The organism is Ramlibacter sp. G4-7 (genome assembly GCF_057784995.1).
This window is the reverse complement of record NZ_JBYNTT010000010.1, coordinates 1-26,789: the sequence shown is the minus strand read 5'-3', so window position 1 is coordinate 26,789 and position 26,789 is coordinate 1. Positions and strand designations below refer to the sequence as shown.

At 67.7% G+C, this 26,789-nt stretch carries 27 protein-coding genes; 15 read left to right on the top strand and 12 right to left on the bottom strand.

Annotated elements, in window-relative coordinates:
* Positions 1-11: 11 nt before the first annotated feature.
* The 4 genes from acnB to AC3EGR_RS14890 all read right to left on the bottom strand — a co-directional run bounded on the left by acnB (position 12) and on the right by AC3EGR_RS14890 (position 5,274).
* Complete coding sequence (gene acnB, locus AC3EGR_RS14905; RefSeq protein ID WP_488547280.1) at positions 12-2,603, bottom strand: bifunctional aconitate hydratase 2/2-methylisocitrate dehydratase; 2,592 nt, start codon at positions 2,601-2,603, stop codon at positions 12-14.
* Positions 2,604-2,630: 27 nt separating this feature from the next.
* Positions 2,631-3,182: a hypothetical protein gene (locus AC3EGR_RS14900; RefSeq protein ID WP_488547279.1), complete on the bottom strand. Its 552-nt coding sequence runs from the start codon at positions 3,180-3,182 to the stop codon at positions 2,631-2,633.
* A gap of 19 nt (positions 3,183-3,201) precedes the next feature.
* Complete coding sequence (locus tag AC3EGR_RS14895) at positions 3,202-4,185, bottom strand: HpcH/HpaI aldolase/citrate lyase family protein (protein ID WP_488547278.1); 984 nt, start codon at positions 4,183-4,185, stop codon at positions 3,202-3,204.
* Between the two features lie 102 nt (positions 4,186-4,287).
* Complete coding sequence (locus AC3EGR_RS14890) at positions 4,288-5,274, bottom strand: malate dehydrogenase (protein ID WP_488547277.1); 987 nt, start codon at positions 5,272-5,274, stop codon at positions 4,288-4,290.
* 319 nt (positions 5,275-5,593) lie between these two features.
* Between AC3EGR_RS14890 and AC3EGR_RS14885 the strand changes: the two genes are divergently transcribed.
* The 7 genes from AC3EGR_RS14885 to gltA all read left to right on the top strand — a co-directional run bounded on the left by AC3EGR_RS14885 (position 5,594) and on the right by gltA (position 11,489).
* Positions 5,594-6,367: a GntR family transcriptional regulator gene (locus AC3EGR_RS14885; RefSeq protein WP_488547276.1), complete on the top strand. Its 774-nt coding sequence runs from the start codon at positions 5,594-5,596 to the stop codon at positions 6,365-6,367.
* 106 nt (positions 6,368-6,473) lie between these two features.
* The gene (sdhC, locus tag AC3EGR_RS14880; protein WP_488547275.1) at positions 6,474-6,899 is read left to right on the top strand and encodes a succinate dehydrogenase, cytochrome b556 subunit; all 426 of its coding nucleotides are present in this window, start codon (positions 6,474-6,476) and stop codon (positions 6,897-6,899) included.
* 8 nt (positions 6,900-6,907) lie between these two features.
* Complete coding sequence (gene sdhD, locus AC3EGR_RS14875; RefSeq protein ID WP_488547274.1) at positions 6,908-7,273, top strand: succinate dehydrogenase, hydrophobic membrane anchor protein; 366 nt, start codon at positions 6,908-6,910, stop codon at positions 7,271-7,273.
* 11 nt (positions 7,274-7,284) lie between these two features.
* The gene (gene sdhA / locus AC3EGR_RS14870; protein WP_488547273.1) at positions 7,285-9,093 is read left to right on the top strand and encodes a succinate dehydrogenase flavoprotein subunit; all 1,809 of its coding nucleotides are present in this window, start codon (positions 7,285-7,287) and stop codon (positions 9,091-9,093) included.
* A 55-nt stretch (positions 9,094-9,148) separates the two neighbouring features.
* Complete coding sequence (locus tag AC3EGR_RS14865) at positions 9,149-9,853, top strand: succinate dehydrogenase iron-sulfur subunit (protein ID WP_488547272.1); 705 nt, start codon at positions 9,149-9,151, stop codon at positions 9,851-9,853.
* Positions 9,854-9,867: 14 nt separating this feature from the next.
* Positions 9,868-10,158 carry an FAD assembly factor SdhE gene (locus tag AC3EGR_RS14860; protein ID WP_488547271.1) on the top strand — a complete coding sequence of 97 codons (291 nt, stop codon included), beginning with the start codon at positions 9,868-9,870 and terminating at the stop codon, positions 10,156-10,158.
* Positions 10,159-10,178: 20 nt separating this feature from the next.
* Positions 10,179-11,489: a citrate synthase gene (gene gltA / locus AC3EGR_RS14855; protein WP_488547270.1), complete on the top strand. Its 1,311-nt coding sequence runs from the start codon at positions 10,179-10,181 to the stop codon at positions 11,487-11,489.
* A 67-nt stretch (positions 11,490-11,556) separates the two neighbouring features.
* Here the strand turns inward: gltA and AC3EGR_RS14850 are convergent, their stop codons facing one another.
* The 8 genes from AC3EGR_RS14850 to cyoA all read right to left on the bottom strand — a co-directional run bounded on the left by AC3EGR_RS14850 (position 11,557) and on the right by cyoA (position 18,799).
* Positions 11,557-12,036, bottom strand: a complete 480-nt coding sequence (locus tag AC3EGR_RS14850) for a BON domain-containing protein (RefSeq protein WP_488547269.1) — start codon at positions 12,034-12,036, stop codon at positions 11,557-11,559.
* A 114-nt stretch (positions 12,037-12,150) separates the two neighbouring features.
* Entirely contained in the window at positions 12,151-12,687 is a 537-nt protein-coding gene (locus tag AC3EGR_RS14845; RefSeq protein ID WP_488547268.1) for a response regulator transcription factor, read from the bottom strand.
* Positions 12,677-13,954, bottom strand: coding sequence for an ATP-binding protein (locus AC3EGR_RS14840; RefSeq protein ID WP_488547486.1), 1,278 nt, complete (start codon positions 13,952-13,954; stop codon positions 12,677-12,679). Before AC3EGR_RS14840 ends, AC3EGR_RS14845 begins: the two co-directional genes overlap by 11 nt.
* A 55-nt stretch (positions 13,955-14,009) precedes the next feature.
* Entirely contained in the window at positions 14,010-14,750 is a 741-nt protein-coding gene (locus AC3EGR_RS14835) for an SURF1 family protein (RefSeq protein WP_488547267.1), read from the bottom strand.
* On the bottom strand, positions 14,747-15,121 hold the full coding sequence (gene cyoD, locus AC3EGR_RS14830; protein WP_488547266.1) for a cytochrome o ubiquinol oxidase subunit IV: 375 nt from the start codon (positions 15,119-15,121) through the stop codon (positions 14,747-14,749). Before cyoD ends, AC3EGR_RS14835 begins: the two co-directional genes overlap by 4 nt.
* Positions 15,118-15,741, bottom strand: a complete 624-nt coding sequence (cyoC, locus tag AC3EGR_RS14825; RefSeq protein WP_488547265.1) for a cytochrome o ubiquinol oxidase subunit III — start codon at positions 15,739-15,741, stop codon at positions 15,118-15,120. The genes cyoD and cyoC overlap by 4 nt, the downstream gene beginning before the upstream one ends.
* 15 nt (positions 15,742-15,756) lie before the next feature.
* On the bottom strand, positions 15,757-17,745 hold the full coding sequence (gene cyoB / locus AC3EGR_RS14820) for a cytochrome o ubiquinol oxidase subunit I (protein WP_488547264.1): 1,989 nt from the start codon (positions 17,743-17,745) through the stop codon (positions 15,757-15,759).
* A 4-nt stretch (positions 17,746-17,749) separates the two neighbouring features.
* Positions 17,750-18,799 carry a ubiquinol oxidase subunit II gene (gene cyoA / locus AC3EGR_RS14815; protein ID WP_488547263.1) on the bottom strand — a complete coding sequence of 350 codons (1,050 nt, stop codon included), beginning with the start codon at positions 18,797-18,799 and terminating at the stop codon, positions 17,750-17,752.
* Positions 18,800-18,985: 186 nt separating this feature from the next.
* Here cyoA and AC3EGR_RS14810 point away from each other — a divergent pair, with 186 nt between their 5' ends.
* The 8 genes from AC3EGR_RS14810 to AC3EGR_RS14775 form a co-directional block, all read left to right on the top strand.
* Positions 18,986-20,332, top strand: coding sequence for an MFS transporter (locus AC3EGR_RS14810; RefSeq protein ID WP_488547262.1), 1,347 nt, complete (start codon positions 18,986-18,988; stop codon positions 20,330-20,332).
* Positions 20,333-20,436: 104 nt separating this feature from the next.
* Complete coding sequence (locus AC3EGR_RS14805; RefSeq protein ID WP_488547261.1) at positions 20,437-21,381, top strand: LysR family transcriptional regulator; 945 nt, start codon at positions 20,437-20,439, stop codon at positions 21,379-21,381.
* Positions 21,382-21,403: 22 nt separating this feature from the next.
* Positions 21,404-22,825, top strand: a complete 1,422-nt coding sequence (gene leuC, locus AC3EGR_RS14800) for a 3-isopropylmalate dehydratase large subunit (RefSeq protein ID WP_488547260.1) — start codon at positions 21,404-21,406, stop codon at positions 22,823-22,825.
* An 11-nt stretch (positions 22,826-22,836) separates the two neighbouring features.
* Positions 22,837-22,968 (top strand): entericidin A/B family lipoprotein, encoded by a 132-nt coding sequence (locus AC3EGR_RS14795; protein WP_488547259.1) that lies wholly within the window; start codon positions 22,837-22,839, stop codon positions 22,966-22,968.
* Positions 22,969-23,020: 52 nt separating this feature from the next.
* Positions 23,021-23,665 (top strand): 3-isopropylmalate dehydratase small subunit, encoded by a 645-nt coding sequence (leuD, locus tag AC3EGR_RS14790; RefSeq protein WP_488547258.1) that lies wholly within the window; start codon positions 23,021-23,023, stop codon positions 23,663-23,665.
* Between the two features lie 16 nt (positions 23,666-23,681).
* Positions 23,682-24,770, top strand: coding sequence for a 3-isopropylmalate dehydrogenase (gene leuB, locus AC3EGR_RS14785; RefSeq protein WP_488547257.1), 1,089 nt, complete (start codon positions 23,682-23,684; stop codon positions 24,768-24,770).
* Between the two features lie 77 nt (positions 24,771-24,847).
* The gene (gene asd, locus AC3EGR_RS14780; protein ID WP_488547256.1) at positions 24,848-25,996 is read left to right on the top strand and encodes an aspartate-semialdehyde dehydrogenase; all 1,149 of its coding nucleotides are present in this window, start codon (positions 24,848-24,850) and stop codon (positions 25,994-25,996) included.
* Between the two features lie 205 nt (positions 25,997-26,201).
* On the top strand, positions 26,202-26,789 hold a 588-nt coding region (locus AC3EGR_RS14775), incomplete at its 3' end, for a type IV pilus assembly protein FimV (RefSeq protein ID WP_488547255.1).

Genomic DNA, 26,789 nt, shown 5'->3' with positions numbered 1-26,789 from the left:
GGTCCCGGCCCTCAGACCGCGACTTCCCTGGCCGTCTCGGCGTACTCGGCGATCTGGTCGAAGTTCATGTAGCGGTAGACCTTGTCGCCCTGCGAGTTGATCACGCCCATGTCGGCCTGGTACTCGCCGACGGTGGGCAGGCGCCCCAGCTTGGAGGCGATGGCCGCGAGCTCCGCCGAGGCCAGGAACACCTGCGTGTTCTTGCCCAGGCGGTTGGGGAAGTTGCGGGTGGAGGTCGACACCACGGTGGCGCCTTCCTTGACCTGCGCCTGGTTGCCCATGCACAGCGAGCAGCCCGGCATCTCGGTGCGCGCACCGGCGCCGCCGAAGTTGGCGTAGTGGCCTTCCTTGGTCAGCTCCTCCTGGTCCATCTTGGTCGGCGGCGCGACCCACAGCTTGACCGGGATGTCACGCTTGCCTTCGAGCAGCAGCGAGGCGGCCCGGAAGTGGCCGATGTTGGTCATGCACGAACCGATGAAGGCCTCGTCGATCTTGGTGTTCTGCACTTCCGACAGCGGCTTCACGTCGTCCGGGTCGTTCGGGCAGCACAGCAGCGGCTCGGTGATCGACGCCAGGTCGATCTCGATCACGGCGGCGTATTCGGCGTCCTGGTCGCCTTCCAGCAGGCTGGGCTTGGCCAGCCAGGCCTCCACGGCCTTGATGCGGCGCTCCAGCGAACGCTTGTCGGCGTAACCCTGGGCGATCATGTTCTTCATCAGCACGACGTTGGAGTTCAGGTACTCCTTGATCGGCGCCGGGTTCAGCTTCACGGTGCAGCCGGCGGCGGAGCGCTCGGCGGAGGCGTCGGACAGCTCGAAGGCCTGTTCCACCTTCAGGTCCGGCAGGCCCTCGATCTCGAGGATGCGGCCGGAGAAGATGTTCTTCTTGTTCTCCTTGGCCACGGTCAGCAGGCCCTGCTTGATCGCGAAGAAGGGGATCGCGTGCACCAGGTCGCGCAGGGTGATGCCGGGCTGCATCTCGCCCTTGAAGCGCACCAGCACGGACTCGGGCATGTCCAGCGGCATCACGCCGGTGGCCGCGGCGAAGGCCACGAGGCCGGAGCCGGCGGGGAAGCTGATGCCGATGGGGAAGCGCGTGTGGCTGTCGCCGCCGGTGCCCACGGTGTCGGGCAGCAGCAGGCGGTTCAGCCAGCTGTGGATCACGCCGTCACCGGGCTTGAGGGCCACGCCGCCGCGGTTGCTGATGAAGGCAGGCAGCTCGCGGTGCGTCTTCACGTCCACCGGCTTCGGGTAGGCCGCGGTGTGGCAGAAAGACTGCATCACCATGTCGGCGGAGAAGCCCAGGCAGGCCAGGTCCTTGAGCTCGTCGCGGGTCATCGGGCCGGTGGTGTCCTGGCTGCCGACGGTGGTCATGCGCGGCTCGCAGTAGGTGCCGGGACGCACGCCCTTGCCCTCGGGCAGGCCGCAGGCACGGCCGACCATCTTCTGCGCCAGCGTGAAGCCCTTGCCGGAATCCACCGGGGGCTTGGGCAGGCGGAAGGCGGTGGAAGCGCCCAGGCCCAGGAACTGGCGCGCGCTGGCGGTGAGCGAGCGGCCGATGATCAGGTTGATGCGGCCGCCGGCGCGCACTTCGTCCAGCAGCACGTCGGACTTGAGCTGGAAGCGCTCGATGACGGCGCCGTCCTTCTCGATCGTGCCTTCGTACGGATAGACGTCGATCACGTCGCCCGTCTCCAGCTTGGCCACGTTCACTTCGATCGGCAGCGCGCCGGAGTCTTCCTGCGTGTTGTAGAAGATCGGGGCGATCTTGCCGCCCAGCGTGACCCCGCCGAAGCGCTTGTTCGGCACGAAGGGGATGTCCTGGCCCGTGGCCCAGATCACGCTGTTGGTGGCGGACTTGCGCGAGGAGCCGGTGCCGACCACGTCGCCGACGTAGGCGACCTGGTGGCCCTTGGCCTTGAGCTCCTCGATGAATTTCATGGGGCCGCGCTTGCCCTCCTCTTCCGGCTTGAACACCGTGCCGGGGCGCGAGTTCTTCAGCATCGCCAGCGTGTGCAGCGGGATGTCGGGACGGGACCAGGCATCGGGCGCGGGCGACAGGTCGTCGGTGTTGGTCTCGCCGGGCACCTTGAACACGGTGACGGTGATCTTCTGCGGCACTTCCGGGCGGCTGGTGAACCACTCGGCGTCGGCCCAGGACTGGATCACTTCCCTGGCGAACGCGTTGTTGGCCTTGGCCTTCTCCGCGACATCGTGGAAGTAGTCGAACATCAGCAGCGTCTTCTTCAGGCCGGCCGCGGCGATGGGCGCGACTTCCGCGTCGTCGAGCAGGTCGATCAGCGGCTTGACGTTGTAGCCGCCGACCATGGTGCCGAGCAGCTCGGTCGCCTTGGCCTTGGACAGCGCCTTGACCGAGAGATCCCCATGCGCCACGGCGGCCAGGAAGCTGGCCTTCACCTTGGCCGCGTCGTCCACGCCGGGCGGCACGCGGTTCGTCAGCAGGTCCAGCAGGAAGGCTTCTTCCTTGGCCGGGGCCGACTTGATCATCTCGATCACTTCGGCGGTCTGCTTGGCGGACAGCGGCAGCGGGGGGATGCCGAGCTTGGCGCGCTCGGCAACGTGTTCGACGTAGGCTTGCAACATGGGGGTCTCTCTCCGTTCAAAGGGGCGTCATTTCGCCGACGTTGCCCCGGCTGGCGTTCCATCCAGCAGGTTCACCGGCGGGCGGTTCTTCATTTCGGTGGCAAAGGTGACCTGCTCGGGGCTCTGGCACTCGTCGGCCAGGCGCTTGCCTTCCTTCTGGTTCATCAGCATGGACTTGTTGCCCAGCTGCAGCCAGAGGGCGCCGCGGGCGGGGTCCTCGAGGCGGATCGCACCGGTCTTGCTCTCCACGGGGTGCATCACGAAGCGGTTGATGCCGTGCGACACGAGGAAGTAGCCCTCGCGGCGGCGCGCCGTCACCTTCACGTGCGCGCCGAGCTCGCACTTGATCTCGCCCGTGTACACCCGCTTGGCGATCTCCAGTTCCGTGGGCGTGAGCTTGTCGGAGGGGTCGTTCTCCTCCAGCGGCGTGGACAGTTCGACCTTCTCGCGGTGGCTGGACTTGGCCGGCGCTTTCGCCGCGGCCTTGGCTGCGGGCTTGGCGGACGGCTGCTGCGCCTGCGCGAAGGCGGTGCCGGCGAACGCGGCGACCAGGATGCTGGCGATGGCAATCTTCTTCATGACGACTCTCCTCTGGGACCTAGGGACGCGCGAACCACGCGCGTGCTTCTTGGGGCAGCGGCCGCCCGGTCTGGTGGGCCCTTTCCAGGACCTGCCAGTAGTAGCGGTAACTCGCCCTGTCTTCGAGTTTGCCGTCGAAGCTGATCGGTGCCCACTGCGCCGCCTCCGCGGCGCGAAGAAGTTGTGTCGCCTTGTGAATTTCGTCGGCACTGGGAGCGAACACTTCCACGATCGACCTGATCTGGTCGGGGTGGATGCTCCACATGCGCGTGTAACCAAACTCGTTGGCTGCGCGCGACGCCGCGGCGCGGAAAGCCGCCTGGTCCCTGAATTCGGTGACCACGCCATGCGAGGGCACCTTGCCGTGGGCATGGCAGGCGGAAGAGATTTCCAGCTTGGCGCGCACCACCAGCGGATGCGTGAACTGGCCCTGCACGCCCATTCCGTGCGAGGGAATGGCACCGCCGTGCGCGGAGACGAAGTCCATCAGGCCGAAGCTGAGGGACTGCATGCGCGGGTGCGCCGCGATGTCGAAGGCACGGTGGACGGCCGCGGGCGACTCGATGAGCCCCTGCAGCGGCAGAGCCTTGGCACCGGCGGCGTCGAGCGCACGGCTCGCGCGCTCCACGTCCTCGGGGCGCTCCACCTTCGGCAGCATGACGTGCACCAGGCGGTGGCCCGCCTTGCCGGCAATGGTGGCGATGTCGCTGTCGAACGCCGGATGGTCCACCGGGTGCACGCGCACCGCGACCCGTGCATCCGGCTTGGCGCCCAGCGCCAGTTCCACCACCAGGGCCGCGTGTTCCGCCTCGCCGCCCACCGGGGCGCCGTCCTCGCAATCCAGCGTCACGTCGAAGACGCAGGCGCCGAACTCCTGCGTCATCTCCTCCTGCAGCTGCAGGCTCTTGCGCATGCGCGCTTCGACGCCGCTGTAGTGGTCGCACACCGGCAAGGTGCCGGTGCGCGCCTGGGCGCCGAGGAGGATGTCGCGGGGATGGGTCATCGTGCTGGGTCGGATGTCATGGCGGGCTCCGGCCGCCATCCATGGCGCGTCTCGATCGACCGCCCCAGGGATCCCGGCCCGGGGCCGGGATGACATGCCACGTCAGAGCAGGTGCGCGACGCCTTGCTGCTCTTCCTGCAGCTCCTTGAGCGTCAGGTTGATGCGCTCCTGCGAGAACGCGTCGATGTCCAGGCCCTTGACGATCTCGTACTTGCCGTCCTTGGTGGTGACGGGGAAGCCGAAGATGATGTCCTTGGGAATGCCGTAGTCGCCGTTGGAGGGGATGCCCATCGTGACCCACTTGCCGTTGCTGCCCAGGGCCCAGTCGTGCATGTGGTCGATGGCGGCGTTGGCGGCGGAAGCAGCGGAGGACAGGCCGCGCGCCTCGATGATGGCGGCGCCGCGCTTGCCCACGGTGGGCAGGAACACGTTCTTGTTCCACTCCTGGTCGTTGATCATGTCCTTCACCGGCTTGCCCTTGACGGTGGCGAAGCGGTAGTCGGCGTACATGGTGGGCGAGTGGTTGCCCCACACGGTCAGCTTCTCGATGTCGGCGACCTGGGCGCCCGTCTTGGCGGCGATCTGCGACAGCGCGCGGTTGTGGTCCAGGCGCAGCATGGCGGTGAAGTTCTCGCGCGGCAGGCTGGGCGCGCTCTTCATCGCGATGTAGGCGTTGGTGTTGGCGGGGTTGCCCACCACCAGCACCTTGACGTTGCGCGAGGCGACCTTGTCCAGGGCCTTGCCCTGGGCCGTGAAGATCTGGGCGTTGGCGGACAGCAGGTCCTTGCGCTCCATGCCGGGACCGCGCGGGCGGGCGCCGACCAGCAGGGCGTAGTCGGTGTCCTTGAAGGCGGTCATCGGGTCGCTGTGCGCTTCCATGCCGGCCAGCAGCGGGAAGGCGCAGTCTTCCAGTTCCATCATCACGCCCTTGAGCGCCTTCTGGGCCTTCTCGTCGGGGATCTCCAGCAGCTGCAGGATCACGGGCTGGTCCTTGCCCAGCATCTCGCCGGAGGCGATGCGGAACAGCAGGGCGTAACCGATCTGGCCTGCGGCGCCGGTGACGGCGACGCGAACGGGCTTCTTGCTCATGGAAATCTCCGAATGGAAGTGGCTGCGAATGAGATAAGCGGGAGTCGGCGTGGGGCGCGGGGGGAAGCTCGCGTGCGCGAGGCCCGGGTTCGGCCCTGCGGGGACAGGGCGAGAGTGTACCCGGGCAAACCCTCGTGGGTCAACGCGTCTTATGTCTTATATAAGATATCATCGGGGTCTCCCGCGACATCCCCGCAGACGTCGCAACGACCGTCACCGCACAGGCGCCGAGAACGCAGAAGGCCGCAGAGAAATGAATTTTCTTTCTTCCGTCACGCGTCTTCCCGTGCGTTCTCTGCGCCCCCGCGGCGATTGAGCCATGGCCGTCCAGCAACTCCCCCCGCCTGATTCGTCCGCCGGACCTGCCGAGTCCGGCACGCCGGCCTTCAGCCCGCTGTACCAGCAGATCAAGGCGCTCATCCTGCAAAGCCTGGAGGCCGGGGAGTGGAAGCCGGGCGAGGCGATCCCCAGCGAGATGGAGCTGGCCGCGCGCTTTCGCGTCAGCCAGGGCACGGTGCGCAAGGCGATCGACGAACTCGCGGCCGAGAACCTGGTGGTGCGCCGCCAGGGCAAAGGCACCTTCGTCGCCACCCACGCCGAGCAGCACGTGCGCTACCGCTTCCTCAAGCTCGTGCCCGACGGTGGCGTGGACGGGCCGGCGCAGCGCAGCATCCTGGAGTGCCGGCGCCAGCGCGCCAGCGCGGAGATCGCGCGCGCGCTGCAGCTGCGCACCGGCGACCCGGTCATGCAGGTGCGGCGGGTGCTCTCGTTCTCGGGAGTCCCCACCATCCTGGAGGACATGTGGCTGCCCGGGAATGCCTTCAAGGGCCTGACGGCCGAACAGCTCGATGCGCACCAGGGCCCGACCTATGCGCTGTTCGAACTGGAGTTCGGCGTGCGCATGGTGCGCGCCGAGGAGAAGATCCGCGCCGTTGCCGCCGACGGCCAGCAGGCGGCGCTGCTCGCGCTGCCGCAGGGGTTGCCGCTGCTGTCCGTGGAGCGGCTTTCCTATACGTACAACGACGTACCGATGGAGCTGCGCCGGGGCCTGTACCGCACCGACACGCACCACTACCGCAACGAGTTGAGCTGAGCACGAACGGCAAGGCCGACGTCAGTCAGTAGTAGCACTCTGTTGCGTTGCAATAGAATTTTGGGTTGTCGGCCCCCGACCTCCCCCCGCCACCAGAAAGAAACGCATGACAGAGCTCGCCAAGCAGCGGCCGGAATTCCGAAACATCAACGCCTTCACGGACCTGCCCAAATACCGGCTGCCCGCCGCGGGCTGGGTCTCCATCCTGCATCGCGTCAGCGGCGTGCTGATGTTCGTGCTGCTGCCGCTGATCCTGTGGATCTTCGACCTCTCGGTGTCCTCCGAGGTGTCGTCCAACCGCTTGCGCGTGGCCTTCGGCGGCGGCGCCTCCGCCGTGGCCCTCAAGCTGGTGGGCCTGGCCTTGATCTGGGCCTACCTGCACCACTTCATCGCCGGCCTGCGCCACCTGTGGATGGACGTGAGCCACAAGGCGGTGAGCAAGTCCTTCGGCGCGACCTCCGCGCTGGTGACGCTGGGCCTGAGCCTGGTGCTCACCCTCGTGCTGGCCCTCAAGCTGTTCGGCGTTTACTAGGACGGACCATGAACGTGAACTACGGCTCCCGCCGCACCGTCGTCGGTGCGCACTACGGCACCCGCGACTGGCTCGCCCAGCGCGTCACCGCCGCCCTCATGGCGCTGTTCACCCTGGTGGTGCTGGCGCAGGTCCTCTTCACCCGCGGCCCCGTCGACTACTACGCATGGGCCGGCATCTTCCATCCGCAGTGGATGAAGATGCTCACCTTCGCGACCATCGTCGGCCTGCTGTACCACGTGTGGGTGGGCATGCGCGACGTGCTGATGGACTACGTCAAGCCCGTCGGCATCCGCCTCGTCCTGCAGATCCTGGTCATCGTGTGGCTCATCGGCTGCGCGGGCTGGGCCATCCAGGTCCTGTGGCGGGTCTGAGGACAGAACAAATGGCATACACCAAGAGCAACATCGCGACGCGCAAGTTCGACGTCGTCATCGTGGGCGCCGGCGGCTCCGGCATGCGCGCCTCCCTGCAACTGTCCCTGGCCGGCCTGAACGTGGCCGTGCTGTCCAAGGTGTTCCCCACCCGTTCGCACACGGTCGCCGCGCAGGGCGGCATCGGTGCGTCGCTGGGCAACATGTCCGAGGACAACTGGCACTACCACTTCTACGACACCGTCAAGGGCTCCGACTGGCTCGGGGACCAGGACGCGATCGAGTTCATGTGCCGGGAAGCGCCCAAGGTCGTGTACGAGCTCGAGCACTTCGGCATGCCCTTCGACCGCAACCCCGACGGCACGATCTACCAGCGGCCGTTCGGCGGCCACACGGCCAACTACGGCGAGAAGCCCGTGCAGCGTGCCTGCGCCGCGGCCGACCGCACCGGCCACGCGATGCTGCACACCCTGTACCAGCAGAACGTGAAGGCCCGCACCAGCTTCTTCGTCGAGTGGATGGCGCTGGACCTGATCCGCGACGCCGACGGCGACGTCGTGGGCGTAACGGCGCTGGAGATGGAAACGGGCGACCTGCACGTGCTGCACGCCAAGACCGTGCTGCTGGCCACGGGCGGTGCCGGTCGCATCTTCCAGGCCTCGACCAACGCGTTCATCAACACCGGTGACGGCCTGGGCATGGCGGCGCGCGCCGGCATCCCGCTGGAAGACATGGAGTTCTGGCAGTTCCACCCCACCGGCGTGGCCGGCGCGGGTGTGCTGCTGACCGAAGGCTGCCGCGGCGAAGGCGCCATCCTGCTCAACAGCAACGGCGAGCGCTTCATGGAACGCTATGCCCCCACGCTCAAGGACCTGGCGCCGCGCGACTTCGTCTCCCGCTCCATGGACCAGGAGATCAAGGAAGGCCGCGGCTGCGGTCCCAACAAGGACTACGTGCTGCTCAAGCTGGACCATCTCGGCGCGGAAACCATCCACAAGCGCCTGCCCTCGGTCTACGAGATCGGCATCAACTTCGCCAACGTGGACATCACGCGCGAACCGATCCCGGTCGTGCCCACCATCCACTACCAGATGGGCGGCATCCCCACCAACATCCACGGCCAGGTCGTGCTGCAGAAGAACGGCGAGGACAACAGCCCGCTCAACGGTCTGTACGCCGTGGGCGAGTGCTCCTGCGTGTCGGTGCACGGCGCCAACCGCCTGGGCACCAATTCGCTGCTGGACCTGCTGGTGTTCGGCAAGGCCGCGGGCAACCACATCGTGGATTTCGCGAGCAGGACCAAGGCGCACAAGCCGCTGCCGGCGGACGCCGCCGAGCGCACGCTGGAGCGCCTGAATCGCCTGGAGTCCACCAGCTCCGGCGAGTACTCGCAGGACGTCGCCAACGACATCCGCGCCTCCATGCAGGCCCACGCGGGCGTGTTCCGCACCCAGGCCAGCATGGACGAAGGCGTGCACAAGATCGCCGCCCTGCGCAGCCGGGTCGACGCCATCGGCCTGAAGGACAAGTCGCGCGTGTTCAACACCGCCCGCGTGGAAGCGCTGGAAGTGGAGAACCTGATCGAGGCGGCGCAGGCCACCATCGTGTCGGCGGCGGCGCGCAAGGAGTGCCGGGGCGCGCACACGGTCAACGACTACGAGCGCCCGGCCGACGATCCGGTGGCGCCCCTCGGCCGCGACGACGCCAACTGGATGAAGCACTCGCTGTGGTACAGCGAAGGCAGCCGCCTGGCGTACAAGCCGGTCAAGCTCAAGCCGCTGTCGGTGGAATCCGTGCCGCCCAAGGTCCGGACTTTCTGATTACGTACTTCTGCGCACCCCATTCCCGCCTAGATTCAGGATACGGATACCCCCTATGCAAAAGCGCACCTTCCACATCTACCGCTACGACCCGGACAAGGACGCCAAGCCTTACATGCAGACGGTGGAGATCGAGCTGGAGGGCAACGAGCGCATGCTGCTCGACGCCCTGATGAAGCTCAAGGCGCAGGACCCGACGATCGCCTTCCGCCGCTCGTGCCGCGAAGGCGTCTGCGGCTCCGACGCGATGAACATCAACGGCAAGAACGGCCTGGCCTGCCTGACCAACCTGCTCACGCTGAAGGACCCCATCGTCCTGAAGCCGCTGCCCGGCCTGCCCGTGATCCGCGACCTGATCGTGGACATGACGCAGTTCTTCAAGCAGTACCACTCGATCAAGCCCTACCTGGTCAACGACAGCATCCCGCCCGAGACCGAGCGCCTGCAGTCGCCGGAAGAGCGCGATGAGCTCAATGGCCTGTACGAGTGCATCCTGTGCGCGAGCTGCTCCACCAGCTGCCCCAGCTTCTGGTGGAACCCCGACAAGTTCGTCGGGCCCGCCGGCCTGCTGCAGGCCTACCGCTTCATCGCGGACAGCCGCGACCAGGCCACGGGCGAGCGCCTGGACAACCTGGAAGACCCGTACCGCCTGTTCCGCTGCCACACCATCATGAACTGCGTCGACGTCTGCCCGAAGGGACTCAACCCGACCATGGCGATCGGCAAGATCAAGGAATTGATGGTGCGGCGCGCGGTCTGAGCATTTGGTGGAGAATGACTGAAGCTCTGCTCGACGAACGTGCACTCAGCAAGCTGCGCTGGCGCTGCCGGCGCGGGCTGCTGGAGAACGATCTCTTCATCGAGCGGTTCTTCGACCAGTACGCCGCGAGCCTGACCGTACGCCAGGCCAGCGCACTCGGGGAGCTGATGGATCTGGCCGACAACGACCTGCTGGACCTGCTGCTGCGCCGCAAGGACCCGGAAGGCGAACTGGATAGTCCAGACGTGAGGGGCGTGCTGGAGATGCTGCGCCGACCGGCCGCATCGCCGCGCCCAGGGCATTGAATACCTGTTGAGGAAACCTTATGAAACTCGCTGACAACAAGGCCACGCTGTCCTTCAGCAACGGCAGCCCGAGCGTCGAGCTGCCCGTGTACAACGGCACCATCGGCCCCGACGTGGTCGACATCCGCAAGCTGTATGCGCAGACCGGCATGTTCACGTACGACCCGGGCTTCATGTCCACGGCCTCGTGCCAGTCGACCATCACCTACATCGACGGCGACAAGGGCGAACTGCTGTACCGCGGCTATCCGATCGAACAGCTCGCGACCAGCTGCGACTACCTCGAGACCTGCTACCTGCTGCTGTACGGCGAGCTGCCCAACCCCCAGCAGAAGACGGACTTCGTCTCGCGCGTGACCAACCACACGATGGTCAACGAGCAGATGCAGTTCTTCCTGCGCGGCTTCCGCCGCGATGCGCATCCGATGGCGGTCATGACGGGCCTGGTGGGCGCGCTGTCGGCCTTCTATCACGACAGCACGGACATCAACAATCCCGAGCACCGCGAGATCTCCGCGATCCGCCTGATCGCGAAGATGCCGACGCTGGTGGCCATGGCGTACAAGTACTCCATGGGCCAGCCCTACATGTACCCGAAGAACTCGCTGAGCTACACGTCGAACTTCATGCGCATGATGTTCGCCACGCCCTGCGAGGACTACGAGCCCAACGACGTGCTGGTGCGCGCGATGGACCGCATCTTCATCCTGCACGCCGACCACGAGCAGAACGCCTCCACCTCCACGGTGCGCCTGTGCGGCTCCTCCGGCACCAACCCCTTCGCGGCGATCGCGGCCGGCGTGGCCTGCCTGTGGGGCCCGGCGCACGGCGGCGCCAACGAGGCGGCGCTGAACATGCTGGAGGACATCCAGAAGATGGGCGGCGTGGCCAAGATCGGCGAGTTCGTGTCCAAGGTGAAGGACAAGAACTCCAACGTCAAGCTGATGGGCTTCGGGCACCGCGTGTACAAGAACTACGACCCGCGCGCCAAGCTGATGCGCGAGACCTGCCACGAGGTGCTGGACGCCCTGGGCCTGCACAACGACCCGCTGTTCAAGCTGGCGATGGCCCTGGAGAAGGTGGCGCTGGAAGACGAGTACTTCGTCTCGCGCAAGCTGTACCCGAACGTGGACTTCTACTCCGGCATCGTGCAGCGCGCGATCGGCATCCCCGTGTCGCTGTTCACCGCGATCTTCGCGCTGGCCCGCACGGTCGGCTGGATCGCCCAGCTCAACGAGATGATCGCCGACCCCGAGTACAAGATCGGCCGTCCGCGCCAGCTGTACGTCGGCGCGACCAAGCGCGACGTCAAGCCGATCGACAATCGCTGATCGCTTCCTGCGCATGCACGAAGGCCCGCTTGCGCGGGCCTTTTTTCTTTCTCGGAAGCACCGGGCTTCAGGGCTTCGCCAGCTCGTACTTCGGCTTGCCCTTCGTGCCCACCATCAGGTGGTTCACCACCCCCATCACGTCGTCCACCAGCAGCACCGCCTTCTCCATCTGCTCGGCCTGCTCCTTCGTCCGCACGCATCCCATGAGCGTGACGATCCGGCGCTCGCCCAGCACCCACACGGAGGTGTCGTCGAAGCGTCCATCCCGCGCGATGTACTGCTTCACGCGCGGGATGATCTCCTGGTCGTACAGGAAGGAGTTGGGCAGCCGGCAGCGGCCGGAGTGGAAGCAGCTGGTGCCGTGCTGCGCGCGGGCATGCTCCTCCTTGCGGACCTCCTCCGGCGTGAAACCGGGCGGCCGCGGCGCCGGGCAGCCGGGCAGCGCGGAACTGACCTGCAGGAACGGGTCGTCGAAGACGTTGCGCCGCTCCTGCGCCGGCGCGGCCGCTGCGAACAGCAGCAGCCAGAAGACGTGGCGGGTGTTCATTCCCGAAGGCTACTGCAGGTGGCGAGGCTGTCATCCCGGGCTTCACCCGGGATCCATGCGCCGCTGGATCCGCCGCCGCATGGATCGCGGCGCGAGGCCGCAATGACGCGGCGGCTATTTCACCCGCTGCTTTTCCAGCTTGCGGGCGAGCGTGCGCCTGTGCATGCCCAGGCGGCGGGCGGTCTCGGAGATGTTGAACCCGGTCTCGGCGAGCGTCTCGTGGATGCGCTCCCACTCCAGCGTCTTGATGCTGGTCTGGCGCTCGGTGAGCTCCACCCCCGTGTCGCCCTGCGCGCGCGCGAAGGCGGCTTCGATGTCGTCCGTGTTGGCGGGCTTGGCGAGGTAGTGGCGCGCGCCCAGCTTGATGGCCTCCACGGCGGTCGCGATGCTCGCGTAGCCGGTCAGCACCACGATCACCATCCCGGGGTCGTGCTCGTGCAGCAGTTGCACGCAGGCCAGTCCGGAGGCGCCGCCGGCGAGCTTGAGGTCCACCACCGCGTACGCAGGCGCGTGGCCCTCCAGCAGCGCCCGCGCGCTTTCCAGGTCGGACGCGCGCAGCACACGATAGCCGCGCCGCTCGAAGGAACGCGTGAGCGTGCGGGCGAAGGCGTCGTCGTCCTCCACCACCAGCAGTTCGCGTTCAGCGTCCATCCTCGGCATCCTCCTGCGGCACCAGGGCGGCCAGCGGCAGCGTGATCGTCACCTCGGCCCCTCCCGGAACATTGTGCGCCGCCACCTGTCCCCCCAGGGTGCGTGCGACATTGAAGGCCAGGAAGAGCCCCAGGCCGCGGCCCGAGCCCTTGCTGGACTGGTAGGGCGTGCCCAGGCGCTCGAGGACGCCGGGCGGGAAGCCCGGCCCGCGGTCGCGCACGCGCAGGCTCAGCGTGTCCTCGTCCCAGCGGGCCTGGAAGAACAGCGGCGCGCCGGGCGCGGCCTCCAGCGCGTTGTCCAGGATGTTGTGCACCATCTGCTGGAGCGCGGTGTCGGAGATGATCGGCAGGTCCAGGCCCTCGCGCGCGAACTCCAGCGCGGCACCGCGGCTGCGCCTCCACTCACCGACCAGTTCGTCCAGGAACGCGTTCAGCGAAGTCTCCTGCGGCGCATCGCCGCGGGTCTCGCCGGCGGAGCTCAGGATGCCCGCGACGATGGCCTTGCAGCGGGCGATCTGGCGCTGCATCTCCTCGATCTCCTCGCGCAGCTCGGGCTCGCCGGCGAAGGGCGCCATGCGCGACCAGTCGCCCAGGATCACGGACAAGGTGGCGAGCGGCGTGCCCAGCTCGTGCGCCGCGCCCGAGGCCAGCAGGCCCATGCGCACGATGTGCTCCTCTTCCGCCGCGCGCTGGCGCAGCCTGGCCAGCGCCTCGTCGCGCTGGCGCAGGTTGCGCGAGATGCGGCCGATGAAGATCACCAGCAGCGCCGCGTCGAGCACGAAGCACACCAGCAGCCCGCTCACGTAGTCGCTGGAGAGCACGGCATCGAAAAGCCCCGGCAAGGCGAGCGGCCGGTGCCGCAAGGTCAGCGCGACGAAGGCCGCGGTCGTCGCCAGCACCAGCCCCCACACGTAGCGGGGCCGCAGCAGCACCGAGCCCACCGCGACCTGCAGCAGGAACAGGAAGATGAAGGGGTTGGTGATGCCGCCCGCGTAATAGAGCTGGCCGGTGAGCACGGCGACGTCGACCAGCAGGCCGGCGAAGAGCTCGCCATTGACGACCGGCAGCGCCAGGCGCGTGCGCAGCCAGCTCGCGACGTTGAACAGGGCCAGCACCGCGAGCAGCGTCAGCATCTCGCGCAGCGGCAGTTCCACGGCCAGCAGCAGCTCCACCACGAGGATCGTGAGCAGCTGGCCGGCCACGGCCAGCCAGCGCAGCTCCACGAGCTGCAGCAGGTTGCGGCGGTGGGCGAGCCGCTCCGGCGCCATGCCGGCGGCGTCGGGCGCGGGTGGGAAGGCGGGTGGCCTCAGCAAGCCGGTCGCCTCACTGCGGGCGCCGCCGCCGCCGGGCGTCCAGCAGCACGTAGCCGAAGGCCGCGGCCATCATGGCGGCAAGCGCGAACCAGGTGAGCGCGTAGGCCAGGTGGTCGTTGGGAAAGCGCAGCACCGTGAGCCCGGGACGCGGCCACGCCGCCGGATCGGAGCTGCCGACCTGGTCGATGAAGAAGGGGCTCACCGGACCGGCCAGGTGCTGGCGCGCCGCGATGGCGGCCACGTCGCGCGAGTACCAGCGGTCCGCGGCGGGGTCGTTCTTCTGCAGCAGCCGCCCGCCCGGCTCGCTCGCGCGCAGCAAGCCGGTGACCGTCTCCTCCAGCGCGGCTTGGGGCACCCGCTCGCGCAGCTCCAGCGGAACGAAGCCGCGGTTCACCAGCAGCCAGGGGCCCTCCTCGGTCTGCATCGGCGTGAGCACCCAGTAGCCCTGTCCCAGCGCGGTCGTCGCCGCGACCAGCACCTCGCGCTCGTAGTCCAGCCGGCCATGGGCCTGCACCCGCCGGTATTCATCCTCCTGCGTGAGGCGGTCCCACTGCCCCGGACCGGGCGGGGGCACGGGCGCTTCGCTGACGTTGCGCTGCACCCGCGCGATCAGCGCCTCCTTCCAGGCGAGGCGCTCGAGCTGCCACACCCCCAGCGCGGCGAAGCCCGCGCACGCCAGGGCGCAGGCGGTGAGCATCACCAGCAGCGCGCGCAGCGTGCGCGGGCCCCGCGCCGGAGGGTGGGTGCTCAAGGCATGTTGCGCACCGTGTGCGGGTCCATGGGCATCATGTTGGCGTTCATGTGGTACATCACCCAGACGGAACCGGCCAGCATGATCACCACCACGATGAGGGTGAAGATGGTGGCGAGCATGGACCAGCCGCCTTCGACCTTCGCGTTCAGGTGCAGGAAGTAGATCATGTGCACGACCACCTGCACGGCCGCGAGGCCCAGGATGATGAACTTGGTCGGCTCGGGCGGCAGCACCTTCGCCATCACCAGCCAGAAGGGAATCGCCGTGAGGACCACGGCGAGCACGAAGCCCACCAGGTAGCCCTTGACGGTGGCGTGGTAGCCGACGTCGTCGTGGCCGTCGTGGTGCTCGTGCTGCGCGGCGCTCATGGCAGGACCCCCACCAGGTAGACGAAGGTGAAGACGCCGATCCACACGACGTCCAGGAAGTGCCAGAACATCGACAGGCACACCAGCCGGCGCTTGTTCTCGCGCGTGAGGCCCAGCTTGCCGACCTGCACCATCAGGGTCACGAGCCAGACGGTTCCGAAGGTCACGTGCAGGCCGTGCGTACCCACCAGCGTGAAGAAGCTGGAGAGGAAGGCGCTGCGCTGGGGCCCGAAGCCCTCGTGGACCAGGTGCGAGAACTCGTAGAGCTCGATGCCGAGGAAACCCAGCCCGAGCAGCCCGGTGACGGCCAGCCAGGCCAGCACCTGTCCCTTCCTGCCGGCCAGCATCGCGATCATCGCGAAGCCATAGGTGATGGAAGACAGCAGCAGCAGGCCGGTGTTCACCGCCACCAGCGGCAGCTCGAACAGGTCGGCGCCGGACGGGCCCGCCGCATAGCTGCGGCCCAGCACCGCGTAGGTGGCGAACAGGACGGCGAAGACGAGGCAGTCGCTCATCAGGTACATCCAGAACCCGAACAGGGTGCCTTGTTCCGGGTGGTGGCTGCCGTCGTCGTAGAAGACCGGCGGGGCGCCGGCGATGTTCACGGTGGGGGAAGACATGGTCCTGGCTGTTCCTCAGGCTGCGGCCAGGTCGCGCGTGCGCGCGTCCTCGCTGCGCGTGACCACGTCCGCCGGGATGTGGAAGTCACGGTCGTAGTTGAAGGTGTGGATGATGGCCGCGGCGAGCATCGCGACGAAGCTGACGCCGGCCACCAGCCACATGTGCCACACCAGCGCGAAGCCCAGCAGGGTGGCGATCATGGCGATCACGAAGCCGGCCGCGGTGTTCTTCGGCATGTGGATGGACTGGAAGCCGGAGGTCGGGCGCACGGCGCCGCGCTGCTTCATGTCGTGCCAGGCGTCGGTGTCGTACACCACCGGCGTGAACGCGAAGTTGTAGTCGGCCGGCGGCGAGGCGGTGGCCCACTCCAGGGTGCGGCCGTTCCACGGGTCGCCGGTCAGGTCGCGCAGCTGCTCGCGCCGCAGGTAGCTCACCACCAGCTGGACGAGGAAGGCGCCGATGCCCAGGGCGATCAGGCCGGCGCCCACGCCCGCGATCACGAACCAGACCTGCAGCGAAGGGTCGTCGAAGTGGCTCACGCGCCGCGTGACGCCCATGAGCCCCAGCACGTACAGCGGCGTGAAGGCGACCCAGAAGCCGACCAGCCAGCACCAGAAGGACACCCGGCCCCAGAAGTCGTCGAGCCGGTAGCCGAAGGCCTTGGGGAACCAGTAGTTGATGCCGGCGAAGATGCCGAACACGACGCCGCCGATGATCACGTTGTGGAAATGCGCGATCAGGAACAGGCTGTTGTGCAGCACGAAGTCGGCCGCCGGCACCGCCAGCAGCACGCCCGTCATGCCGCCGATGACGAAGGTGACCATGAAGCCCACCGTCCACAGCATCGGCAGCTCGAAGCGGATGCGCCCGCGGTACATGGTGAACAGCCAGTTGAAGATCTTCGCGCCGGTCGGGATCGAGATGATCATGGTCGTGATCCCGAAGAAGGAGTTCACGCTCGCCCCCGAGCCCATGGTGAAGAAGTGGTGCAGCCACACCAGGTAGGACAGCACGGCGATCACGCAGGTCGCGTAGACCATGGACGCGTAGCCGAACAGGCGCTTGCCGCTGAAGGTGGCGACCACCTCCGAGAACACGCCGAACACGGGCAGCACCAGGATGTAGACCTCGGGGTGGCCCCAGATCCAGATCAGGTTCACGTACAGCATGGCGTTGCCGCCCAGGTCGTTCGTGAAGAAGTTGGTGCCCAGGTAGCGGTCCGCCGAGAGCAGCGCCAGGGCCGCGGCCAGGATCGGGAAGCTGGCCACGATCAGCACGTTCGTGCACAGGGACGTCCAGGTGAACACCGGCATCTTCATCAGCTTCATGCCGGGCGCACGCATCTTCAGGATGGTGGCGATCAGGTTGATGCCGGACAAGGTCGTGCCGATGCCGGCCACCTGCAGGGCCCAGATGTAGTAGTCCACCCCCACGTCCGGACTCGCGGCCAGCCCCGACAGCGGCGGGTACGCGAGCCAGCCGGTCTTGGCGAACTCGCCGATGAACAGCGAGGCCATCACCAGGGCGGCGCCGCCCGTGGTCATCCAGAAGCTGAAGTTGTTCAGGAACGGGAAGGCCACGTCGCGCGCGCCGATCTGCAGCGGCACGAGGTAGTTCATGAGGCCCGTCACCAGGGGCATGGCGACGAAGAAGATCATGATCACGCCGTGCGCGGTGAAGATCTGGTCGTAGTGGTGCGGCGGCAGGAAGCCGGCGTTGTCGCCGAAGGCCACGGCCTGGTGCATGCGCATCATGATCGCGTCGGCGAAGCCGCGCAGCAGCATCACGATGCCCAGCACCACGTACATGATGCCGATCTTCTTGTGGTCGATGCTGCAGATCCAGTCGTGCCACAGCGGGCCCCACAGGCGCAGCCTGGTCAGCCCGCCCACGACGACGAGGCCCCCGAGCACGACCCCGGCGAAGGTGGCGAGGAGGATGGGCTCGTGCAGGGGGATGGCTTCCCATCCCAGCTTGCCCAGGATCAGTTCGGTCAGGCTCATGTCTTCAGTCCGCGGCGGCGGGGCGCGGCAGGCCCAGCGGGTTGTCGGGGGTGCAGAGGGCGGCGACGACGGCGCGCGCGCCGGTGGCCGTGGACTGGCGCAGGATGCCGTCGACGTTGCCCTTGCCCAGGCCGCCCCCGGCGTCGATGGCCATCATCTGGTGGCTGCACATCTTGCGGCCGTCGACGCAGCGGTTCAGCACTGCTTCGTACAGGCCGGCTTCCACCTGCGCGAAGTGGCGCACGGGCTCCTTGTGGCTGGGTTTCTCCAGCTCCAGGTAGTTCGTGCGCGTGAGCGCCACGCCGCCGCTCTTGTTGGCCGCCACCCAGGCGGAGAAGTCGGCGTCGTTGAGGCTCAGCACGCGAAAGCGCATGTCCGAGAAGCCCGCGCCGCTGTAGTTCGCCGACAGGCCTTCGTAGTTGCCGGTGCGGTTGAGCACCGCGTTCAGCTTGGTCTGCATGCCCGGCATCGCGTAGACCATGCCGGCCATCGCCGGCACGTAGAAGGTGTTCATGACCGTGGAGGCGGTCATGCGGAATTCCACCGGGCGGTCCACCGGCAGCGCCAGCTCGTTGAGCGAGGCGATGCCCTGCTCCGGATACAGGAACAGCCACTTCCAGTCCATGGCGACGACGTTCACCACCAGCGGCTCGGTGCCGGCGGGCAGCGGCCGCTGGGCATCGATGCGCTCCAGCGGCCGGAACGGGTCCAGCTTGTGGGTGCTGATCCAGGTGATCGCGCCCAGGGCGATGATGATCAGCAGCGGCGCGCCCCAGATCACCAGCTCCAGCTTGGTGGAGTGGTCCCAGTCGGGCGTGTACGTGGCCTGCTCGTTCGAAGCGCGGTAGCGGTACGCGAAGAACAGGATCAGCGCGATCACCGGCACGATGATCAGCAGCATCAGGAAGGTGGACGTGAGGATCAACTGCGCCTGTTGCACGGCGACGTCGCCGTGCGGCTTCATCACGATCAGGTTGCAGCCTGCCAGCGGCAGGACCAGGGCCGCGAGGGCGCCGAGGCGCGCGAGCGGATGGCGGAAGGGGGAAGGAGGCATCGGGATCGGTCGCGCTGGGGTAAACGCTCATTGCGCTTCGGGCGCCAATGTATCCCTCTTGATGCAACTCAAGAAGTGGACATTTTGTCCCACCCGGTTTCAGGCCCTTTCCCCCTCGCGCCGGGTTTTGCCCTTTTGCCCTTTCCTCGGTTACCCTTCCCCGGTTCGTCCCCCCGTTCCGCTCCGATGACTTCTGCCGCCCGCGCCCCGCTGCCTCCCCTCCCTTCGCCCCTGACCGGCGCCCACGGCGCGAATCCGGAGAACTCCGCCGAAGCCGCGAGCGTCGCCCCGGGCGACATCGCCGTGGGCGTGGTGATCGGCCGGGCCTCGGAGTACTTCGACTTCTTCGTGTTCGGCATCGCCTCGGTGCTGGTGTTCCCGACGGTGTTCTTTCCGTTCGCCGGGCGGGTCGAAGGCATCCTGTGGGCGTTCGGGCTGCTGGCGATCGCCTTCGTGGTGCGGCCGGTCGGCACGCTGCTCGGGATGGCGCTGCAGCGCCGCTTCGGGCGCGGCGCCAAGCTGACCGTGTCGCTGTTCCTGCTGGGAAGCTGCACCGTGGGCATCGCGCTGCTGCCCTCCTACGCCGCGGCCGGCGCCACCGGCATCGTCCTGCTGCTGGCGTGCCGCATCGGCCAGGGCCTGGCGCTGGGCGGCTCCTGGGACGGCCTGCCCTCGCTGCTGTCGCTCAACGCCCCGGAAGGCAAGCGCGGCCGCTATGCCATGCTGGGACAGCTGGGCGCGCCCCTGGGCTTCCTGATCGCCTGCGGCCTCTTCGCCTACCTGTGGGGCAACCTGTCGCCCGTGGACTTCCACGAGTGGGGCTGGCGCTTCCCCTTCTTTGCCGCCTTCGCCATCAACGTGGTGGCGCTGTTCGCGCGCCTGCGCCTGGTGGTGACGCACGAATACGAGCGCGAACTGCACGCGCACGAGCTGGAGCCCTGCGACACCGGTGAACTCTTCCGGCAGCAGGGCTACAACGTGGTGATCGGCGCCTTCGCTTCGCTCGCCTCCTATGCCTTGTTCCACCTGGTCACGGTCTTCCCGCTGTCCTGGGTGATGCTGTATTCGGAGCAGGAGATCAGCCAGGTGCTCGCCGTGGAACTGGTGGGTGCCGTGCTCGCCGGCCTGGCCATGCTGGCCTCCGGCTGGATCGCCGACCGCGTCGGCCGCCGCAGGGTGCTGGGCGGGTCGGCCATCGCCATCGGCCTGTTCAGCCTGGCAACGCCCTGGCTGCTGGGAGGCGGGACCGGGGCGCAGGACGCCTTCATCCTCGTGGGCTTCGTGCTGCTCGGGCTGTCCTATGGCCAGGCCGCCGGCGCGGTGGCGGGCAACTTCCTGCCGTCCTTCCGCTACACCGGTTCGGCCCTCACCACCGACCTCGCCTGGCTCATCGGTGCCGCCTTCGCGCCGCTGGTGGCCCTGTTCCTGTCGGCCCGGTTCGGGCTGGTGGCGGTGAGCCTGTACCTGCTGTCCGGCGCGGTCTGCACGCTGCTGGCGCTGCGGACCAACCGCATGCTGACGCTGCGGGACTGATACCCGACCCGGGAGGGCCGTCATCGCGGATGGCGATGGCGCAACCCCACCCTATCCCTGAAAATAGCGGCTTCGCCATCGCGCCACGCGATGCCCAAGCCGCCATGCGTCCCTCCGAACGTTCCTTCGCCCGCCGCATTGACCTGACCTCGCTGCAGCTGTTCGTCGCCGTGTGCGAGCTCGGCTCCATCGGCAAGGCGGCCGAGCGCGAGTTCATCGCCGCGTCGGCGGTGAGCAAGCGGCTGTCGGACCTGGAGGCGACGCTGGAGACGCCCCTGCTCTATCGCCACACGCGCGGCGTCAAGCTGACGCCGGCCGGCGAGAGCCTGCTGCACCACGCGCGCTCGGTCCTCTTCAGCCTGGAGAAGATGCAGGCGGAGCTGTCCGAATACGCCGAGGGCGTGCGCGGCCACGTGCGCATCCATGCCAACATCTCCGCCATCGTGCAGTTCCTGCCCGAGGACCTGGGCGCCTTCAGCCAGGCGCACCCGCAGGTGAAGATCGACCTGGAGGAGCACCTGTCCACCGAGGTGCTGCGCGCCGTGCAGGAAGGCGCGGCGGACCTGGGCATCTGCAACATCGCCGCCGGCGGCAATGGCCACGAGCTGCAGACGCTGCCCTACCGCCAGGACGAACTGGTGCTGATCGTGCCGCGCGGACATGTGCTGGCGCGCAGGACGGCGGTGGCGTTCGAGGACACGCTGGACTTCGACCACGTCGGCCTGCACTCCAACAGCTCCATCTACCTGGCCATGCGCGACGCCGCCGCCGCCGCGGGGCGCCCCATCCGCCTGCGCATCCACGTCACGGGCCTGGACGCCATGTGCCGCATGATCCACAACGGCCTGGGCGTGGGCGTCATGCCGCGCCGCGCCTTCATGCTGATGCACGGCGTGGGCGACCTGGACTGCGTGCGCCTCACCGATGCCTGGGCCACGCGGGACATCCGCCTGGCCGCCCGCGATTTTTCCACCCTCCCGCTCACCGCCCGCCTGCTGGTGGACCACCTGCGCGCCCGCGCGCAGGAGCAGCAGTCGCTCGCCGCATAGAATTTCAAGCCAAAGGAAGCCCATGGCCCGCACCCTGTACGACAAGATCTGGGACGAGCACGTCGTCCACACCGAGGAAGACGGCACGTCCATCCTCTACATCGACCGCCACCTGGTGCACGAGGTGACCAGCCCGCAGGCCTTCGAAGGCCTGCGCGAGACCGGCCGCAAGGTGTGGCGCATCAGCTCCGTGGTGGCCACCGCCGACCACAACACGCCCACCACCGGCTGGGAGCGCGGCTACGACGGCATCGTCGACCCGATCTCCAAGCAGCAGATCACGACCCTGGACCACAACATCGACGAGTTCGGTGCCGCCGCGTACTTCCCCTTCCTGTCGAAACGCCAGGGCATCGTGCACGTGATCGGCCCCGAGTCCGGCGCGACGCTGCCCGGCATGACGGTGGTCTGCGGCGACTCGCACACCTCCACGCACGGCGCCTTCGGCGCGCTGGCGCACGGCATCGGCACCTCCGAGGTGGAGCACGTGCTCGCCACCCAGACGCTGCTGGCCAAGAAGGCGAAGAACATGCTGGTGCAGGTCGAGGGCAAGCTGGGCCTCGGCGTGACCGCCAAGGACATCGTGCTGGCGATCATCGGCAAGATCGGCACCGCCGGCGGCACGGGCTACACCATCGAGTTCGCCGGCTCCGCCATCCGCAGCCTGAGCATGGAAGGCCGCATGACCGTGTGCAACATGGCCATCGAGGCCGGCGCGCGCGCCGGCATGGTGGCGCCCGACGAGAAGACCTTCGAGTACGTCAAGGGCCGTCCGCTGGCGCCCAGCGGCGTGGAGTGGGAGCAGGCCGTCGCCTACTGGCGCACCCTGTTCTCCGACCCCGATGCGAAATGGGACACGGTGGTGAAACTGGACGCCGCCGGGATCCAGCCGCAGGTCACCTGGGGCACCTCGCCCGAGATGGTCACCACCATCGAGGGCCGCGTGCCGGACCCGGACAAGGAAAAGGACGGCAACAAGCGCAATGCCATGGAGCGCGCCCTGACCTACATGGGCCTGCAGCCGGGCAAGCCGATGAACGACATCTACGTCGACAAGGTGTTCATCGGCTCCTGCACCAACAGCCGCATCGAGGACATGCGCGAAGCCGCCGCGGTGGTCAAGCGGCTCGGTCGCAAGGTCGCGCCCAACATCAAGGCGGCGCTCGTGGTGCCGGGCTCGGGCATGGTCAAGGAGCAGGCCGAACGCGAAGGCCTGGACCAGATCTTCAAGGCCGCCGGCTTCGAGTGGCGCGAGCCGGGCTGCTCCATGTGCCTGGCGATGAACGCCGACCGGCTGGAGCCGGGCGAGCGCTGCGCCTCCACCAGCAACCGCAATTTCGAAGGCCGCCAGGGTGCCGGCGGCCGCACGCACCTCGTGAGTCCCGCCATGGCGGCAGCTGCCGCCGTCCATGGCCATTTCGTCGATGTCCGGCAGTTCGCCTGAGAGGAGAGCCAATGAAGACCATCACCGCCGCCGCCCTGTTCGCCTTCGCCCTGATGCTTGCCGGCTGCAACACCGTGCGCGGCATGGGCCAGGACATCCAGAAGGCGGGCGAGAAGATCGAAGACACGGCGAAGAAGAAATAAAGGACCTGGGGACGAGCACCAGCGCAGCGCTGGCCGGCCCCTTCTGACCATCATGGACAAATTCATCGTGCACAAGGGGCTCGTCGCCCCCATGGATCGCGAAAACGTCGACACGGACGCGATCATCCCCAAGCAGTTCCTCAAGCGGATCACCAAGACCGGCTTCGGTCCCAACCTGTTCGACGAGTGGCGCTACCTGGACAAGGGCGAGCCGGACTCGGACCCGGCCAGCCGCCGGCCCAACCCGGACTTCGTGCTGAACCAGCCGCGCTACCAGGGCGCCTCGGTGCTGCTGGCGCGCAAGAACTTCGGCTGCGGCTCCTCGCGCGAGCACGCGCCCTGGGCGCTGCAGCAGTACGGCTTCCGCGCGCTGATCGCCCCGAGCTTCGCGGACATCTTCTTCAACAACACGTTCAAGAACGGCCTGCTGCCGATCGTGCTGCCGGACGCCACCGTGGCGCAGTTGTTCGACGAGGTGCACGCCTTCCCGGGCTACCAGCTGACCGTGGACCTGGACCGCCAGGTGGTCGTCAAGCCCCAGGGCGAGGAAATCCCCTTCGAGGTCCAGCCCTTCCGCCGCTACTGCCTCATGAACGGCTTCGACGACATCGGCCTGACCCTGCGCCAGTCCGACAAGATCAGGCAATACGAAGCCGAGCGCCTGGCGAAGAAGCCCTGGCTGGCCCATACGCTCTGAACTCCTGAAAAACACAATGAAAATCGCAGTCCTCCCTGGTGACGGCATCGGCACCGAAATCGTCGACGAGGCCGTCAAGGTCCTGAAGGTCCTGGACCTGAAGTTCGAGCTGGAATTCGCCGACGTCGGCGGCATGGCGTACGACAAGCATGGCCATCCGCTGCCCGAGGCCACGCTCAAGCTCGCCAAGGAAGCCGACGCGGTGCTGTTCGGCGCCGTCGGCGACTGGAAGTACGACAAGCTGGAACGGCAGTTGCGCCCCGAGCAGGCGATCCTGGGCCTGCGCAGGAACCTGGGGCTGTTCGCGAACTTCCGGCCGGCCATCTGCTACGAGCAGCTCACGCACGCCTCCAGCCTGAAGCCCGAGCTGGTCGCGGGACTGGACATCCTGATCATCCGGGAGCTCACCGGCGACATCTACTTCGGCCAGCCGCGGGGGCGTCGCCAGTCTCCCGACGGCGCGTTCCAGGGCGCGGAGGAAGCTTTCGACACCATGCGCTACGCGCGCCCGGAGATCGAGCGCATCGCCCACGTCGCCTTCCAGGCCGCGCGCAAGCGCAGCAAGAAGGTGACCAGCGTGGACAAGGCCAACGTGCTGGAGACCTTCCAGTTCTGGAAGGACGTGGTCACCGAGGTCGGCCAGCAGTACCCGGACGTGAAGCTGGACCACATGTACGTGGACAACGCGGCCATGCAGCTGGTGAAGGCGCCCAAGTCCTTCGACGTGGTGGTCACCGGCAACATGTTCGGCGACATCCTGTCGGACGAGGCGGCCATGCTGACCGGCTCCATCGGGATGCTGCCGTCGGCCAGCCTGAATGCGTCCAACCAGGGCCTGTACGAGCCGTCCCACGGCAGCGCGCCGGACATCGCCGGCAAGGGGGTCGCCAATCCTTTGGCTACAATCCTGTCAGCCGCCATGATGCTCCGCTTCTCCCTCAACCAGCCCCAGGCCGCCGACCGCATCGAGTCCGCGGTCAAGGCCGTGCTGTCCCAGGGCCTGCGGACGGCGGACATCTGGTCCGAAGGCACCCGCAAGGTCGGCACCCGCGAAATGGGTGAGGCCGTCGTTGCGGCCATCACGACGAAGACCACCAAGAGCTAGCAAGCTCCGGTTCGTCGCGCCCACCCCCGGCACTGACGAGCCGGGGGAACCAGATCCAAACTGAAAGGCGCGCACCCATGACTCTCTCGAACGGACAACAACCGCTGGTCGGCCTCGTGGGCTGGCGCGGCATGGTCGGCTCGGTCCTGATGGACCGCATGCAGGCCGAGGGCGACTTCGGCCTGATCGAGCCCCTGTTCTTCTCCACCTCCAACGCCGGCGGCAAGGCGCCCGCCCAGGCGAAGAACGAGAAGACCCTCAAGGACGCGTTCGACATCGAGGCGCTGAAGAAGTGCGACGTGGTCATCACCTGCCAGGGCGGCGACTACACGACCGAGGTGTTCCCCAAGCTGCGCGCGGCCGGCTGGAACGGCCACTGGATCGACGCGGCCTCCACGCTGCGCATGAAGGACGACGCCGTCATCGTCCTGGACCCGGTCAACCTGCCTGTCATCAAGAATGCGCTGGGCAAGGGCGGCCGCAACTGGATCGGCGGCAACTGCACCGTGAGCTGCATGCTCATGGGCGTGGGCGCGCTGTACAAGGCGGGCCTGGTCGAGTGGATGACCAGCATGACCTACCAGGCCGCTTCCGGCGGCGGCGCGCAGCACATGCGCGAGCTGCTCACCCAGTTCGGCACGCTCAACGCCGAAGTGCGCGCGCTGCTGGACGACCCCAAGTCCGCCATCCTGGAGATCGACCGCAAGGTGCTCGCGCGCCAGCAGTCCCTGTCCGGGGAAGAGACCGCCAACTTCGGCGTGCCCCTGGGCGGCTCGCTGATCCCCTGGATCGACAAGGACCTGGGCAACGGTGTGTCCCGCGAAGAATGGAAGGCGGGCGCCGAGACCAACAAGATCCTCGGCCAGGGCGCAGGCTTCGGCACCCCGGCGGTCCCGGTCGACGGCTTCTGCGTTCGCATCGGCGCGATGCGTTGCCACAGCCAGGCCCTGACCTTCAAGCTGAAGAAGGACGTGCCGCTCGCGGACATCGAGGCGCTGATCGCCAACGACAACCCATGGGCCAAGGTCGTGCCGAACACGCGCGAAGCCTCGATCCGGGACCTGACGCCCGTGGCCGTGACCGGCACGCTGGGCATCCCGGTGGGCCGCATCCGCAAGCTGGCCATGGGTCCGGAGTACGTCGGCGCCTTCACCATCGGCGACCAGCTGCTGTGGGGCGCGGCGGAGCCCCTGCGCCGGATGCTGCGCATCCTGCTCGAGGCCTGATCGACGCGGCAGAAAGTGGCACCCGGGGCGCTGCATCGCAGCGCCTTTTTGTTGTCCGCGCCACAGTCCGCCGATGGCTCGACGTTGCCCGTTGGCAACAAGGGATGGGGTGCGGAGCGGTGCATGAGCGTTCCACGGACGTTAAGCGGCGTCTCAGCTTGTCAGTCTAAAACGTTGCTGCTATGGTCCTTTTTCGAATTCAGCGATGGGCAGCATGAAGAGAAAAAGACAGCCTCCCGGAGGAGGTGTGGGGACTCAGCAACAAAAGGGCCTGCCGAAACTTCGAGTCTCGGCGCTCGCGCTCGCTGCTGCAGTCACCTTCGGCTTTGCCTCCCCTGACGCACAGGCGTTGGCACTCGGTCGCGTGACCGTGCAGTCCGCCCTCGGCGAGCCACTGCGCGCCGAGATCGACGTTCCCGAGATCACGCCGGAGGAAGTGTCCTCCCTGCACGCGAACATCGCGGCACCCAACGTCTTCCGCAACCAGGGCCTGGACTACAGCAGCGCCCTGTCGAACGTCACGATCACCCTGCAGCGCCGCACCAACGGCAGCTACTACCTGCAGCTGGCCAGCGACCGTCCCGTCAGCGAACCCTTCGTGGACGTCATCCTGGAGGCCGCGTGGTCCTCCGGCCGCGTGCAGCGCGACTTCACGATGCTGTTCGATCCGCCGGCACTGCGGCAGCCCCAGGCGCCCTTGTCGGCGCAGGTCGGCCCGGGCACCGCAGCCCCGCGTGCTGCGGCACCGGCCGCGCCCGCGGCGCGCCCGGCCGCGCCCGCTCCGGCACCGGCC

Excerpts from the sequence above, each read along its gene's own strand:
- AC3EGR_RS14810 (WP_488547262.1), top strand. The coding sequence starts at position 18,986 with ATGACTTCTGCCGCCCGCGCCCCGCTGCCTCCCCTCCCTTCGCCCCTG.
- leuD (WP_488547258.1), top strand. The coding sequence starts at position 23,021 with ATGGACAAATTCATCGTGCACAAGGGGCTCGTCGCCCCCATGGATCGC.
- AC3EGR_RS14840 (WP_488547486.1), bottom strand. The coding sequence starts at position 13,954 with ATGGCGCCGGAGCGGCTCGCCCACCGCCGCAACCTGCTGCAGCTCGTG.
- AC3EGR_RS14860 (WP_488547271.1), top strand. The coding sequence starts at position 9,868 with ATGACTGAAGCTCTGCTCGACGAACGTGCACTCAGCAAGCTGCGCTGG.
- AC3EGR_RS14865 (WP_488547272.1), top strand. The coding sequence starts at position 9,149 with ATGCAAAAGCGCACCTTCCACATCTACCGCTACGACCCGGACAAGGAC.
- AC3EGR_RS14805 (WP_488547261.1), top strand. The coding sequence starts at position 20,437 with ATGCGTCCCTCCGAACGTTCCTTCGCCCGCCGCATTGACCTGACCTCG.
- AC3EGR_RS14895 (WP_488547278.1), bottom strand. The coding sequence starts at position 4,185 with ATGACCCATCCCCGCGACATCCTCCTCGGCGCCCAGGCGCGCACCGGC.
- AC3EGR_RS14885 (WP_488547276.1), top strand. The coding sequence starts at position 5,594 with ATGGCCGTCCAGCAACTCCCCCCGCCTGATTCGTCCGCCGGACCTGCC.
- AC3EGR_RS14900 (WP_488547279.1), bottom strand. The coding sequence starts at position 3,182 with ATGAAGAAGATTGCCATCGCCAGCATCCTGGTCGCCGCGTTCGCCGGC.
- gltA (WP_488547270.1), top strand. The coding sequence starts at position 10,179 with ATGAAACTCGCTGACAACAAGGCCACGCTGTCCTTCAGCAACGGCAGC.
- AC3EGR_RS14850 (WP_488547269.1), bottom strand. The coding sequence starts at position 12,036 with ATGAACACCCGCCACGTCTTCTGGCTGCTGCTGTTCGCAGCGGCCGCG.
- cyoA (WP_488547263.1), bottom strand. The coding sequence starts at position 18,799 with ATGCCTCCTTCCCCCTTCCGCCATCCGCTCGCGCGCCTCGGCGCCCTC.
- leuB (WP_488547257.1), top strand. The coding sequence starts at position 23,682 with ATGAAAATCGCAGTCCTCCCTGGTGACGGCATCGGCACCGAAATCGTC.
- sdhA (WP_488547273.1), top strand. The coding sequence starts at position 7,285 with ATGGCATACACCAAGAGCAACATCGCGACGCGCAAGTTCGACGTCGTC.
- sdhC (WP_488547275.1), top strand. The coding sequence starts at position 6,474 with ATGACAGAGCTCGCCAAGCAGCGGCCGGAATTCCGAAACATCAACGCC.
- cyoB (WP_488547264.1), bottom strand. The coding sequence starts at position 17,745 with ATGAGCCTGACCGAACTGATCCTGGGCAAGCTGGGATGGGAAGCCATC.
- acnB (WP_488547280.1), bottom strand. The coding sequence starts at position 2,603 with ATGTTGCAAGCCTACGTCGAACACGTTGCCGAGCGCGCCAAGCTCGGC.
- AC3EGR_RS14890 (WP_488547277.1), bottom strand. The coding sequence starts at position 5,274 with ATGAGCAAGAAGCCCGTTCGCGTCGCCGTCACCGGCGCCGCAGGCCAG.
- AC3EGR_RS14845 (WP_488547268.1), bottom strand. The coding sequence starts at position 12,687 with ATGGACGCTGAACGCGAACTGCTGGTGGTGGAGGACGACGACGCCTTC.
- asd (WP_488547256.1), top strand. The coding sequence starts at position 24,848 with ATGACTCTCTCGAACGGACAACAACCGCTGGTCGGCCTCGTGGGCTGG.
- AC3EGR_RS14795 (WP_488547259.1), top strand. The coding sequence starts at position 22,837 with ATGAAGACCATCACCGCCGCCGCCCTGTTCGCCTTCGCCCTGATGCTT.
- leuC (WP_488547260.1), top strand. The coding sequence starts at position 21,404 with ATGGCCCGCACCCTGTACGACAAGATCTGGGACGAGCACGTCGTCCAC.
- cyoC (WP_488547265.1), bottom strand. The coding sequence starts at position 15,741 with ATGTCTTCCCCCACCGTGAACATCGCCGGCGCCCCGCCGGTCTTCTAC.
- cyoD (WP_488547266.1), bottom strand. The coding sequence starts at position 15,121 with ATGAGCGCCGCGCAGCACGAGCACCACGACGGCCACGACGACGTCGGC.
- sdhD (WP_488547274.1), top strand. The coding sequence starts at position 6,908 with ATGAACGTGAACTACGGCTCCCGCCGCACCGTCGTCGGTGCGCACTAC.